At 74.0% G+C, this 13,086-nt stretch carries 10 protein-coding genes; 8 read left to right on the forward strand and 2 right to left on the reverse strand.

Features of this window, described 5'->3' with window-relative positions:
* On the reverse strand, positions 1 to 1,660 hold a 1,660-nt coding region (locus ABZV78_RS29400; RefSeq protein WP_355643787.1), incomplete at its 3' end, for a penicillin acylase family protein.
* Between the two features lie 99 nt (positions 1,661 to 1,759).
* Between ABZV78_RS29400 and ABZV78_RS29405 the strand changes: the two genes are divergently transcribed.
* From ABZV78_RS29405 to ABZV78_RS29435, 7 genes are all read left to right on the forward strand, one after another.
* Positions 1,760 to 2,470, forward strand: a complete 711-nt coding sequence (locus ABZV78_RS29405) for a siderophore-interacting protein (protein WP_355643789.1) — start codon at positions 1,760 to 1,762, stop codon at positions 2,468 to 2,470.
* Entirely contained in the window at positions 2,467 to 3,732 is a 1,266-nt protein-coding gene (locus ABZV78_RS29410) for an MFS transporter (protein ID WP_355643791.1), read from the forward strand. The genes ABZV78_RS29405 and ABZV78_RS29410 overlap by 4 nt, the downstream gene beginning before the upstream one ends.
* Before the next feature lie 103 nt (positions 3,733 to 3,835).
* Positions 3,836 to 5,371: an aspartate aminotransferase family protein gene (locus ABZV78_RS29415; protein ID WP_355643792.1), complete on the forward strand. Its 1,536-nt coding sequence runs from the start codon at positions 3,836 to 3,838 to the stop codon at positions 5,369 to 5,371.
* Between the two features lie 26 nt (positions 5,372 to 5,397).
* Positions 5,398 to 6,690: a lysine N(6)-hydroxylase/L-ornithine N(5)-oxygenase family protein gene (locus tag ABZV78_RS29420; protein ID WP_355643794.1), complete on the forward strand. Its 1,293-nt coding sequence runs from the start codon at positions 5,398 to 5,400 to the stop codon at positions 6,688 to 6,690.
* A complete protein-coding gene (locus ABZV78_RS29425; protein ID WP_355643796.1) occupies positions 6,687 to 7,244 on the forward strand; it encodes a GNAT family N-acetyltransferase in 558 nt (185 codons plus the stop codon). The genes ABZV78_RS29420 and ABZV78_RS29425 overlap by 4 nt, the downstream gene beginning before the upstream one ends.
* A gap of 11 nt (positions 7,245 to 7,255) precedes the next feature.
* Positions 7,256 to 9,034, forward strand: coding sequence for an IucA/IucC family siderophore biosynthesis protein (locus ABZV78_RS29430; protein ID WP_355643797.1), 1,779 nt, complete (start codon positions 7,256 to 7,258; stop codon positions 9,032 to 9,034).
* On the forward strand, positions 9,031 to 10,521 hold the full coding sequence (locus ABZV78_RS29435) for an MFS transporter (protein ID WP_355643799.1): 1,491 nt from the start codon (positions 9,031 to 9,033) through the stop codon (positions 10,519 to 10,521). The genes ABZV78_RS29430 and ABZV78_RS29435 overlap by 4 nt, the downstream gene beginning before the upstream one ends.
* Before the next feature lie 24 nt (positions 10,522 to 10,545).
* On the opposite strand, the gene ABZV78_RS29440 is transcribed toward ABZV78_RS29435, so the two are convergent.
* Positions 10,546 to 11,193 (reverse strand): hypothetical protein, encoded by a 648-nt coding sequence (locus tag ABZV78_RS29440; RefSeq protein WP_355643801.1) that lies wholly within the window; start codon positions 11,191 to 11,193, stop codon positions 10,546 to 10,548.
* A 158-nt stretch (positions 11,194 to 11,351) separates the two neighbouring features.
* Here ABZV78_RS29440 and ABZV78_RS29445 point away from each other — a divergent pair, with 158 nt between their 5' ends.
* Positions 11,352 to 12,986, forward strand: coding sequence for a peptidase (locus ABZV78_RS29445; RefSeq protein ID WP_355643803.1), 1,635 nt, complete (start codon positions 11,352 to 11,354; stop codon positions 12,984 to 12,986).
* Positions 12,987 to 13,086 lie beyond the last annotated feature (100 nt).

The following is a 13,086-nucleotide window of genomic DNA, read 5'->3' on the forward strand; positions in this document are numbered from 1 at the left end:
CGGGGACGTCCACCCCGAGCCGGTCCGCTCCGGCGACCAGGCCGTCGAGGGCGTGCCCGAGCCGCGCGAGGGGGTCGGTCCACGGCGTGAACAGCGCGTCGTACCGGGCCGGGGTGCGCAGCGGGCGCAGCCGGGGGTGGTCGTGCAACCGGCGGACCAGGGCGTTCCGCCAGGCCGCCCAGGCGCCGGCGTCGGTGCTGTCGGCGGCCATCCGGCCGTCCCAGGCGAGCAGCCGCCGCCGCAGCGTCCGGGTGGCCGGGTCGAGCGTCGCCGGGTCGAGCCGGTCGAGCACCGCCCGCAGTGGACCGACCGCCAGCCGGGTGTCGACGTGCACGGCGTCGGACGGGACGTCCGCGGCGAGCAGGTCCCGGATCCGCGCGGCGCGGTGCGGGGGCGCGAAGTCGACCCCGAGGTCGGCCACGTCGTCGCGGCGGTCGTTGGCGCAGACCGCCACCCCGGCCACCTCGACCGGCTTGGTCTCGGCGTACCGGCCGGACCACCGGTGGCGCGGCTCCCAGCCGGGGACCGGCACCCACCGGCAGCGGTCGTCGCGCAGCGGCACCAGCCCGGCGACGAGTTGCCGCACCCCGCCGTGCCGGTCGGCGACCAGCACGCTGTTGACCGGCTCGACCCAGCCGCGCAGCGCCTCGGTGACGTCGTCCACGGTCCGCGCCCGCAGCAACGGCAGCAGCGCGTCGAAGCCGAGGTCCGTCTCGACCCGGGCCGGGACCCGCAGGCTGAGCGCCTCGCCGGTGTGCCGGTCGTGGTCGATCACCGGGCCGCGTGGGGTCTCGATCACCTCGACCGGCTCGGTGGCGGCGCCGCGGACGCGGATCCGCTCGACGTGGTGGCGGGCCGGCAGCCAGCCGTCGGCGTCCCGGACCAGCACCCGCCCGCCCTCGCGGCGCAGGTGCTCGCGGTAGACGTCCTGGTAGTCGGCCATCGCGTTGGTGACCGCCCAGGCCACCTCGCCGGCGTGGCCGAAGTGCGGCAGCCCCGGCACCCCGGGGAAGGCGAACCCGAGCACGTCGAACTCGGGGCAGGCCAGCCGGACCTGCTGGTAGATGCCGGGCAGCTCCAGCACCCGGTGCGGGTCGCCGGCCAGCACCGGCCCGCGGCCGGTGACCGGGTCGCCGGGCACCACCCAGGCGTTGCTGCCCGACCCGCCCGGTCCCTCGACGGCGAACAGGCCGGTCGCCGCCGGGCCGAGGGTGGCCTCGACGTGCGCCCGCCAGAGCTTGTTGGGGAAGGTGCCGAAGAGGATGTGCTGGACCAGGAAGACCCCGAGCGGGGACCACGGCCGCCACCGGCCCGGGGCGGAGCCGGTCGCCGCGAACTCGGGCGCGCCGGCCGCGCCCTCGGCGAGCCCGGCGTTCACCCCGTCCACGTACGCGGTGACCCAGCGGCGGGTGGCGGGGGAGAGGCGGCGGAAGCAACGGGCGGCGGTGTCGGCGAGGCGGGCCCGCCGGGCGAACCGGTCCCAGCCCAGCTCGGCCGGGCCGAGGTGTGCGGCGAGCCGGCCCTCGGCGCGCCACCGTTCGACCTCGATCTGCCAGGCCCGGTCCAGCGCGGCGGCCCGGCCCTGGAGCCGGGCCAGTTCCTCGACGGTGTCGCCCCACAGCTGCGGCACACCCCAGGAATCGCGACGGATGCCGCTCACCGGCCGGCCGTCGCGGACACGTCATCGGCCGGCCACATCATGAACATCAACTTAGGTTACCCTTCCCTAACTTAGGCAGACCTTACTGGAGGCGCAAGCGTGAAGCGGAACTGGGAAGCACTGGTGCTGCGGGCCATGGGCGGGCGGAACTTCCGGCTCACCGTGCTCGACACCGAGCCGGTCGGCGACCGGTACCGGCGGTTGCTGGTGGACGGCGGCGGCCTGCTGGAAGCCTGCGGCGTGCACCCCACCATGTGGATCCGGCTCTGGTTCGACAACGACGGCAAGCCGCACCAGCGGGCGTACACCCTGGTCGACCCGGATCCGGCCACCGGCCGGTTCCACCTCGAGTTCGCCCTGCACGACGGGTGCGCCGCCCGGTGGGCGGAGACCGCGGCCGCCGGCGACACCATCGACGCCACCGTGCAGGGCAGCGCCTTCGCCCTGCCCGAGCCCGCCCCGCGCCACCTCTACCTGGTCGGCGACGCCGCCTCGCTGCCGGCGGTGAACAGCCTGCTCGACGCCGCCGCCGAGGTGCCCGCCACGGTCTGGCTGGAGTACGCCCACGACGGCGAGCGGGCGCTGACGCCGCGCGCCCGGGACCACCACGAGGTCACCTGGATCCCGCGCGGCGCCGACGGCGAGGGCCTCGTGAAGATCGTCCGGGACGCGCTGCCGGCCGCCGACGACGCGCACTACTGGGTGGCCGCCGAGGCGGCCAGCACCCGCGACATCACCCGCCACCTGCGCCGCACCCTGGGCGTGGGGAAGCACCAGGTCACCTCGCTCGGCTACTGGAGCGTCCGGTGACCGGGCGCCTCGGCACGCTGACCACGCTCTACGTCACCCAGTACCTCGGCGTCGGCTTCATCACCGTGGGGCTGACCGCGATCCTGCGCGACGGTGGCACCCCCCTTTCGACCCTGGCGCTGCTCCAGATCGTCGGTCTGGTGTGGCCGGTCAAGTTCCTCTGGGCCCCGCTCCTCGACCGGTACGGCTCGCGCCACCGCGGCCACTACCGCTCCTGGCTGCTGGTGCTCCAGACCGGACTGGTGCTGGCGCTGGCCGCGCTGCTGCCCTTCGACCGCCCGGCCGACCGGCTCGGCCCGGTGGTCGCGGTCTGCCTCGCGTACGTGCTGCTCTCCGCCACCCAGGACATCGCGGTGGACGCCGTGGCCGTGCGGCTGCTCCCGGCCCGGTCCCGCGGCGCCGGCAACGGCATCCAGGTCGCCGCGAGCTACCTGGGCAACCTGCTCGGCGGCGGCGCCTGCGTGGTGGTCTACGACCGGTACGGCTGGCGGCCGGCGATTCTCCTGCTGGCCGCGCTGACCGCGGTCGGCCTGCTCGTGGTGTGGCGGTTCCGCGAGCCGCCCCGCACCGACCGGGTGCCCTCCACCGCGCAGGCCTACCGGGCGCTGCTGTCCGTGTTCGCCCAGCCGGGCTGCCGGTGGTGGACCTTCGGCGTGGTGCCGCTGCTCTACGTCGGGGCCGGCGCGGCGTACGCCCTGGTCACCCCGGCGCTGGTGGACGCCGGCTGGTCGCTGGGGCGGATCGGGGTGGTCACCGGCGTGGTGACCAGCGTGCCCGCGATCGCGGCCGGCCTGCTGGCCGGGCTCGGCATCGGCCGGTACGGCCGCGGCCGGGTGCTGGTGGTGGCCGGTGCCTCGCTCGCGGCGTCCACGCTGCTGTTGCTCCCGCTGCTCACCGGCCGCGCGCCGCTGGCCGGGACCGTGGTGGCGCTCTGCCTCTTCCTGGCCGCGTACACGGTGGCCAACGTCGTGCTCTACACGGTCAACATGGACTACTCGCGGCCGGACACCGGCGGCGCCGACTTCACGGTGCTCTCCTCGTTCGGGTTGGTCTGCTCGTTCGTGGCCGCCTCGGCCGGCCTGGCCGCGGCCGATCAGCTGGGCTACCCGGCGGTCGCCATCGGCTGCGTCGTGCTGGTCGGCCTCGCCGTCGTGGCGGGCGTGGTCCACCAGCGACGCTTCCCCGCGGGGCCGCGACCGGCGGCCACCGGACCGGCCGGCGTCGGCGTGGCGCCACCCGACCTCTTGACCCCTGCAAGTTAGGTTAGGGTAACCTAACTCCGCGATCATCTCCGGACCGCGCGGGATGGCGCCGTGCCGTCGCACCGTCGCCGTCGTGTCCGCTTCCGACCACTGAGGACTGCCCATGAGCCTGCCCGGAGCAACCGTTCCGGCCCCCTCGGCCGGCGCCGGCCCGGCCGCCGCCCGGGGCCACCTGTTCACCGCCCGCTCGCTGGACCGCTACCGCGACGTGCTGGCCGAGGGGATCGAGCGGGTGGCCCGCCGGGTGGCCACCGCCGACCGGCCGTTCACGGGGGTCGGCCCGGACGACCTCGCCCCGCGCGTCGCGGCGGTCGACCTCGACCGCCCGCTCGGCGACACCGGCGCGGCCCTCGACGAACTGCACGACGTCTACCTGCGCGACGCGGTCTACTTCCACCACCCCCGCTACCTGGCCCACCTCAACTGCCCGGTGGTGATCCCGGCGCTGCTCGGCGAGGCGGTGCTCAGCGCCGTGAACTCCTCGCTGGACACCTGGGACCAGAGCGCCGGCGGCACCCTCATCGAACGCCGGCTCATCGACTGGACGGCCGGGCGGATCGGCCTCGGTCCCGCCGCCGACGGGGTGTTCACCAGCGGCGGGACGCACTCCAACCTCCAGGCGCTGCTGCTGGCCCGGGAGGAGGCCCGGGCGCGGGCCGGCCTGCGGCCCGGGCCCGAGGCGCTGTCCCGGCTGCGGGTGCTCACCTCCGCCGCCGGCCACTTCAGCGTGCAGAAGGCGGCCCGGCTGCTCGGCCTCGGCCCGGACGCGGTCCGCACCGTCGACACCGACGCGCAGCGGCGGATGCGCCCCGACGCGCTGGCCCGCGAGATCGCCCGCTGCCGGGCGGACGGGCTGCTGGTGATGGCCGTGGTCGCCACCGCCGGCACCACCGACTTCGGCAGCATCGACCTGCTGCCGCAGGTCGCCGACATCTGCGCGGCGGCCGGCGTGTGGCTGCACGTCGACGCCGCGTACGGCTGCGGGCTGCTGGTCTCGCCCACCCGCCGGCACCTGCTCGACGGCATCGAGCGGGCCGACTCGGTGACCGTCGACTTCCACAAGTCCTTCTTCCAGCCGGTCAGCTCCAGCGCGGTGCTGGTCCGCGACGGCCGGACGCTGCGGCACGCCACCTGGCACGCCGACTACCTCAACCCGGCGCGCGCCGTCGAGCAGCGCATCCCCAACCAGGTCGACAAGAGCCTCCAGACCACCCGCCGGTTCGACGCGCTCAAGCTCTGGCTCACCCTGCGGATCATGGGGGCGGACGAGGTCGGCGCGCTCTTCGACGAGGTGGTAGACCGGGCCGGCGAGGCCTGGCACCTGCTCGACGCCGACCCCCGCTTCGAGGTGGTGACCCGGCCGACGCTGAGCACCCTGGTGTTCCGCTGGCGCCCCGCCGGCCTCGCCGCCGATCTCGTGGACGACGCCAACCTGTACGCCCGCGAGGCGCTCGCCGCCTCCGGCGCCGCGCTCGTCGCCGGCACCCGGGTCGACGGCGCCCACTACCTGAAGTTCACCCTGCTCAACCCGGACACCACCGGGGACGACGTCGCCGCGGTCCTCGACCTGATCGCCGAACACGCCGGTTGGTACGCCCGCACCCGCACCGCCGACGAGCTGTCCTGCCCGGTCGGCTGACCGGCCGTCCGCCCAGGAGAACACCCATGTCGACCCATGACTTCATCGCCGTCGGGCTGGGCCCGTACAACCTCGGCCTGGCCTGCCTGGCCGCCCCGATCGCCGACCTCGACGGCCTCTTCCTGGAGGCCCGCCAGGACGTCGACTGGCACCCCGGCATGCTGCTGGAGAGCGCCCACCTGCAGACCCCGTTCCTCGCCGACCTGGTGACGCTCGCCGACCCGACCTCGCCGTACTCCTTCCTCAGCTATCTCAAGGAGACCGGCCGGCTCTACCCGTTCTACATCCGGGAGAATTTCTTCCCGCTGCGCAGCGAGTTCGACGCGTACTGCCGGTGGGCGGCCGCGAAGCTGCCCGGCGTCCGGTTCGGACACGAGGTCACCGCGATCGAGTACGACCCGACCGACGACCGGTACGTCGTGCACGCCCGGGTGGGCGGCCGGCAGGTGACCCACCGGGCCCGCCGGTTGGTGCTCGGCACCGGCACCCCGCCGCACGTGCCGCCGGCCTGCGAAGGGCTGGGCGGCGAGGTGATCCACAACTCGCGGTACCGGGAGCACCGGGCGGCGCTGCGCGGCAAGCGGAGCATCACCGTGGTCGGCAGCGGGCAGAGCGCGGCCGAGATCTACCACGACCTGCTCGCCGACATCGACACCCACGGCTACCAGCTCAACTGGGTCACCCGCTCGCCCCGCTTCTTCCCGCTCGAATACACCAAGCTCACCCTGGAGATGACCTCCCCGGACTACGTCGACTACTTCCACGCCCTGCCCGAGCCGACCCGCTACCGGCTGGAGGCGGAGCAGAAGGGGCTGTTCAAGGGGATCGACGCGGAGCTGATCAACGCGATCTTCGACCTGCTCTACGTGAAGAGCGTCGGCGGCCCGGCGCCCACCCGGCTGCTCACCAACACCGCGCTGACCGACGCCGCGTACGACCCGGCGCGCGGGAGGTACGCGCTGGGGCTGCACCACGTCGAGCAGGGCCGCGACTTCACCCTGGAGACCGAGGGGCTGGTGCTGGCCACCGGCTACCGCTACCGGGTACCCGCCTTCCTCGACCCGATCCGGGACCGGCTCCGCCTCGACGGCCACGGCCGCTTCGACGTGGCCCGCAACTACAGCATCGACCACACCGGACGGGGCGTCTTCCTCCAGAACGCCGGCACCCACACGCACAGCGTCACCTCGCCCGACCTGGGCATGGGCCCCTACCGCAACTCGTGGATCATCCGCGAGCTGACCGGCCGCGAGCACTACCCGATCGAGAAGAGCATCGCGTTCCAGGAGTTCGGCGCCCCGGCCGGGGTGGCCTCATGACCGTGGCCACGTACCGCCGTGTGGACCCGCGCCTCGGCGAGTTCAGCCTCCGCCCGCTCGACCCGGACGCCGACGCCGCGCTGCTGCACGGCTGGGTGACCCACCCCAAGGCGGTGTTCTGGATGATGCAGGACGCCGATGTCGCCCGGGTGGCCGAGGAGTACCGGCGGATCGCCGCGCATCCGCACCACGACGCCCACCTCGGGCTCTGGCAGGGGCGGCCGGCGTTCCTGGCCGAGCGCTACGACCCGGCCCGGGTCGAGCTGGTCGGCCTCTACGACCCGGTCGAGGGTGACGTCGGGATGCACTTCCTCTGCGCGCCCACCGACACTCCCGTGCGCGGCTTCACCCTCGCCGTGATCACCACGGTGCTGGACTGGCTCTTCGCCGACCCGGCCACCCGCCGGGTGGTGGTCGAACCCGACGTGCGCAACACCGCCGTGCACGCGCTGAATGCGGCCGTCGGCTTCACCGTCGTCGGCCCGATCGCCAAGCCCGAGAAGACCGCTCTGCTCAGCGTCTGCACCCGCGAGCAGTTCTCCGCCACCCGTTGAGAGGTACCCGCGTGACCACCCCCTCCGCCGCCGTCGACCACCTCACCCCCGAGCTGTGGGCCGCCGCCAACCGCCAGCTGGTCCGCAAGGCCCTGGCCGAGTTCGCCCACGAACGGCTCGTCACCCCCGAGCCGCAGGGCGGCGGCCACTACCGGGTACGCGGCGACGACGGCACCGCCGAGTACCGCTTCGCGGCCCGGCAGCTGAGCCTGAACCACTGGTGGATCGACCCCGCCGGCCTGACCCGGCACGTCGCCGGGCGGGCGGCGCCGCTGGACGCCGTCGACCTCTGCCTGGAGCTGCGTGGCGCGCTCGGCCTCACCGACGCCGTCCTGCCGGTCTACCTCGAGGAGATCACCTCCACCCTGGCCGGGCTCGCCTACAAGCTGGCCCGGCCGGAGCTGGCGGCCGCCGAGCTGGTCAAGGCGGACTTCCAGCAGATCGAGACGGCGATGACCGAGGGCCACCCGTGCTTCGTGGCCAACAGCGGCCGGATCGGCTTCGGCGTGCACGACCACCACCGGTACGCCCCGGAGGCCGGCCGGCCGGTCCGGCTGCTCTGGCTCGCCGCGCACCGCGACCACACCACCTTCACCTGCGCCGCCGACCTGGACTACGACACCCACGTCCGGGCCGAACTGGGCGAGGAGACGCTGGCCGGCTTCGCGCGTACCCTCACCGGCCTCGGCCTCGACCCGGCCGACTACCTGCTGCTGCCGGTGCACCCCTGGCAGTGGTGGAACAAGCTGGCGGTCACCTTCGCCGGCGAGGTGGCCCGGCGGCACCTGGTGCCACTGGGCGAGGGGCCGGACGAGCACCTCGCCCAGCAGTCGGTGCGCACCTTCTTCAACGTCACCGACCCGACCCGGCACTACGTGAAGACCGCGCTCTCGGTGCTCAACATGGGCTTCATGCGCGGGCTGTCCGCCGCGTACATGGAGCACACCCCGGCCATCAACGACTGGCTGGCCGACCTGATCGCCGCGGACCCGGTGTTCCGGCGGACCGGGCTGTCGATCATCCGGGAGCGGGCCGCCATCGGCTACCGGCACCGGCAGTTCGAGGCGGCCACCGACCGCTACTCGCCGTACCGGAAGATGCTCGCCGCGCTCTGGCGGGAGAGCCCGGTGCCCGGGCTGAAGCCGGGCCGGCGGCTGGCCACCATGGCGTCGCTGCTGCACGTCGACCGGGCCGGCCGCTCGTTCGCCGGTGCGCTGATCGCCGGGTCCGGGCTGGCCCCGGCCGACTGGCTGCGCCGCTACCTGGACGCCTACCTGGTGCCGCTGCTGCACGCGCTCCACGCCTACGACCTGGCGTTCATGCCGCACGGCGAGAACGTCATCCTGGTGCTCCGCGACGACGTGGTGGAGCGGGTGGTCTTCAAGGACATCGCCGAGGAGATCGTCGTGATGGACCCGGAGGCCGACCTGCCCGAGGCGGTGCGCCGGATCCGCGCCGCCGTCCCCGAGGACGAGAAGGTGCTCTGCGTCTTCACCGACGTGTTCGACTCGTTCCTGCGCCACCTCAACGCGATCCTGGCCATTGAGGGGATCCTCGACGAGGAGACCTTCTGGCGGACCGTGGCCGAGTGCGTCAGCGCGTACACGGAGTCGGTGCCGCACCTGGCCGGGCGGCACGACCTGTTCGCCCCGGAGTTCGCGCTCTCCTGCCTGAACCGGCTGCAACTGCGCAACAACCAGCAGATGGTCGACCTGGCGGACCCGTCGGCGGCGCTCCAGTTCGTCGGGACGCTGGCCAACCCGCTCGCCCCGTACGCCCCGCGGCCGTGAGTGCCCTCGCGGCGCCGGTCGCCCCGACCGGGCCGGCGGTCCTGCGGCACCGCTGGTGGATCCTGGCCGTGCTCTGCCTGGCCCAGGTGACCGTGGTGCTGGACAACACCGTGCTCACCGTGGCGGTGCCGGTGCTCACCACCGAGCTGGGCGCGAGCACCAGCGACGTGCAGTGGATCATCAACGCGTACGCCCTGGTCCTGTCCGGCCTGCTGATCAGCGCCGGCAGCGCGGCCGACCGGTACGGCCGGCGGAGGATGCTGCTGGTCGGGCTGGTGCTGTTCGGGGCCGGCTCGCTGGCCGCCGGGCTGGCCACGACCACCGGCCAGCTCATCGCGGCCCGGGCCGGGATGGGCGTGGGCGGCGCGCTGCTGGTCACCGCCACCCTCGCGGTGGCCGTGCAGGTCTTCGAGGGGCCGGCGCGGCAGCGGGCCATCGGGGTGTGGGCGGCGACCAGCGCGCTGGGCTTCGCCGTCGGGCCGCCGGTCGGCGGGGCCATCCTCGCCCACCTGCCCTGGCAGGCCATCTTCCTGGTGAACGTGCCGGTGGTGCTGGTCTGCCTGGTGGCCGTGCGGCTGCTGGTGCCGGAGTCCCGCAAGGCGGCCACCGGCCGGCTCGACGTGCTGGGCGTCCTGCTCTCCACGGCCGGGCTCACCGGGCTGGTCTGGGCGATCACCGCCGGGCCGGAGCAGGGCTGGACCGCCCCGGCGGTGCTCGCCGCGGCCGCCGCCGGCGCCGCGCTGCTCGGCCTCTTCGTCGCCTGGGAACACCGGGTCGCCGATCCGATGCTGGACATGGGGCTGTTCCGCAACCCCCGGTTCACCGGCGCGGTCTCCGGGGTCGTGCTGATCACCTTCGGCGCGACCGGCGCGCTCTTCCTGCTCACCCAGCAGTTGCAGTTCGTTCGCGGCTACCCGGCCTGGGAGGCCGGGCTGCGGATGGCGCCGTTCGCGCTCTCCATTGTGCTGCTCAACCTCACCGGTGCGGCCGCCGCGCTGATCGGTCGGATGGGGCGGCCGGCCGCGGTCGCCGTCGGGATGGCGCTGCTCGCCGTCGGGCTGCTGGCCGTCACCTACACCCCCGGGGACGGTTATCCGGCGCTGCTCGGCGGCCTGCTGCTGATGGGCGCCGGCTGCGCGCTGGCCAATCCGGCGATCGTCGAGGCGGTGGTGAGCGCGCTGCCGCCGGAGCGGGCCGGGGCCGGTGCGGGTGTCGACGGCACCATGACCGAGGTCGGCGGCAGCCTGGGCGTGGCCGTGCTGGGCGCGGTGCTGAACGCGCGGTTCGCCGCCCTGCTGCCGGCGGCGCTGGCCGGGGCCGGCTCGTTCCCGGCCGCGCTGGCCGCCGCCGGCTCGGACGGCGAGCGCGCGGTGGTCCGGGACGCCTTCCGGGTGGCGCTGGAGACCGGGCAGACGGCCGGGGCGGTGGCCGTGCTGGCCGGTGGCCTGGTCACCGCGTACCTGCTGCACCGCACCCGGCACCGGTGACGGCGCCGGGCGCGGCCCAGCCGGTCAGGCGGCCGTGGACCAGATGGCGCGGAACGCGGCGGCCTCGCCGGCCAGCCACTGCTCGATCTGCTCCGGCTTGACGTCGGCCGGCATCCGGTGGGACTCGCCGCGCCGGACGTCGACCAGCACCGGCTCGGCGTGCGGCAGGACCGCGTCCATGTGCCGGGCCATCAGGTGCAGCGTGGCCAGGGTGGTCTCCTCGCTCGGCGGGGCCTCGTCGAAGTGCAGCCGGATCGCCTCGGCGCGGCCGTCGGCGTAGCGCACGCCGAACTGCGGGTTGATCTTCACGGGCAGGTCGCCCAGCATGGCCAGCGCGTCGCGGGTCTGGGCCAGGTCGACGCCGGCCGGCTCGCCGAGCGAGTGCAGCCAGGTGGTCGCGCCCGGCACCAGCGCCTCGTAGAGCGGGCGCCAGCGCGGCTTGACCAGGTCGGCCACCTGGGCCAGGTGCGTGCCGCCGGTGTGGAAGGCGACGTCGGCCTTGAGCGCCTTGACGAACTGGCCGTGCGGGTTGAACCCGTGGCGGCTCGCCCGCTGCTTGCGCAGGCCGCCCACGAAGGTGGCCTTGGTGGGCCCGGTGCGGTCCACGTAGCGGGTGAACCCGAGGAGGGTGGCGTAGGGGGTGACAGGGGCGGCGGAGGTGGGCGCAGTCACGAGCATCCTCCCAGGTCAACAGGCTCGATTAGTACATACATTCTAATCGACGGGACTGACATCGCCCAGGGTTCTGGAGCGGCCTCTTCGCACGGGGCAGCACGGTTGCTGATCGTCAACTAAAGTGCGGGCTTCCTTCGTTCTCTTCCGGAGCACACATGACATCCCTCACGGCCCGTTGGCCCCGCCTCGCCGTCGGCGCGGCGATGCTGGCGACGACCGCGCTGTTCGGTTTCTCCGCCCCCGCCCACGCGGCGGACGCGCTGCCCGATCTCTCCGTCTCGTTCGACCGCGACCCCGTCGCCGAGATCGACAACAGCGGCACCACCATCGGCATGTACGTCTACAACTACGGCGAGGCCGACGCCACCGCGGTGACCGTCACCCTCGACCTGAGCAAGCTCTCCGACGCGGTCACCGCCTCCGTGTCGGACTGGGACGACACCTGCAAGCTGGCCGACGCCAAGGTCACCTGCACGGTCGGCGCTCTCGCGGCCGGGCAGGTCACCAACGTCTACCCGGTGTCGCTGGCCAGCCGCACGGGCGCCACGCCCGGCGACGCGGGCGCGGTGACGGTGACCATCGCCGGCGCGGAGGACGACGCCAACCCCGGCGACAACACCACCTCGTTCCCGGTCACCGTGGTCGCGTCGGGCCCCGACCTGGTCGCCGCCGCCGACAACCTGAACGACAAGGCGCACCCGGTCGGCCCGGGCGACCGCGTCCCGCTCTACAGCGGTGTCCTGAACGAGGGCGACAGCCCGGCGACGGACTTCACGGTCCGGGTCGACCTGCCCACCGGCGCCACCTTCGTCGAGCGGTACAGCGACTGCACCTACGTCGACTACTACCCGAAGGACATCGGCGCGCCCTACGTGTACGGGCCGAGCCAGGTCACCTGCACGGTGCCGCTGACGCTCAAGCCCGGCGAGGGGCTGCTGCTGTTCGACGACGAGACCGGCGAGTCGCTGTTCAACATCACGTTCGGCCGCAACCTGCCCGGTCCGGACGAGAACTACGCCGCGTTCAGCACGGCCCTGGCGGGCGAGGCGGAGGCGGCGAAGAAGGCCGCGGCCACCAAGGGCACCGGCCCATCGTTCGCCTCCGCCGCCGAGAAGCTGCACGCCAAGGCCGTGGCGGCGGGCCTCGCCAAGCGGTCCGTCGTGGAGCGTGAGCTCGACGAGTCGGACAACTATGCCGACATCCAGTTCTGGACCAAGAAGAACACGCTCGACGTCGCCGTCACCGTCCCGCCGGTGAAGGGCACGGTCGGCCAGACGGTCGACCTCGCGTATGAGGTCGTGAACAACGGCCCGTCCGACGGCGGCGGCCCCGGGGTCGTCATCACCGCGCCGAGCGGCACGGTGCTGCTGCCCTCGGAGTGGTGCTACACCGACGGCACGCCGGGCAAGCAGCTGCCGGAGTCGGCGAAGCTGCGCTGCAACTTCGAGAGCGAGTTCCCCAGCGTCGCCTCCGGCTACGGCCGGATCAAGGCCACCGTCAAGCTGAAGATCAAGTCAGCTCCGGGCACCGACGGCACGATCGTGGTCGACGGCGCCACCTCCTCCACCGAGTCGAACCCGGCGAACAACACCGCCCGGATCGTCATCACCGGCGGCGAGGGCGGCTCCGGTGACGGTGACGGTGACGGCGGCTCGGGTGGTGGCCTGCCGGTCACCGGCGCCCCGGCCGCCGCCCTCGCCGGTGTCGGTGCCGCCGTGCTCGTGGCCGGCGCCGTGCTGTTCGTCATGTTCCGTCGTCGCCGCGTGGCCTTCCAGGCCCCGCGCGACTGATCCGCCGATGCCGCGGGGGGGGGGCGGGCGCCGGCCCCCCCCCCCCGCGCGGGCGGGGTTAGTGCTGGCCCGCCGGGCATATAAGCACCAACGCCCCCCC

Origin of the sequence: Micromonospora sp. NPDC004540, assembly GCF_040610095.1 — a bacterium.
In the GTDB taxonomy this organism is placed as follows: Bacteria; Actinomycetota; Actinomycetes; order Mycobacteriales; family Micromonosporaceae; genus Micromonospora.

Coding starts and splice junctions, on each gene's coding strand:
- ABZV78_RS29415 (WP_355643792.1), top strand. CDS start 3,836: ATGAGCCTGCCCGGAGCAACCGTTCCGGCCCCCTCGGCCGGCGCCGGC.
- ABZV78_RS29420 (WP_355643794.1), top strand. CDS start 5,398: ATGTCGACCCATGACTTCATCGCCGTCGGGCTGGGCCCGTACAACCTC.
- ABZV78_RS29425 (WP_355643796.1), top strand. CDS start 6,687: ATGACCGTGGCCACGTACCGCCGTGTGGACCCGCGCCTCGGCGAGTTC.
- ABZV78_RS29445 (WP_355643803.1), top strand. CDS start 11,352: ATGACATCCCTCACGGCCCGTTGGCCCCGCCTCGCCGTCGGCGCGGCG.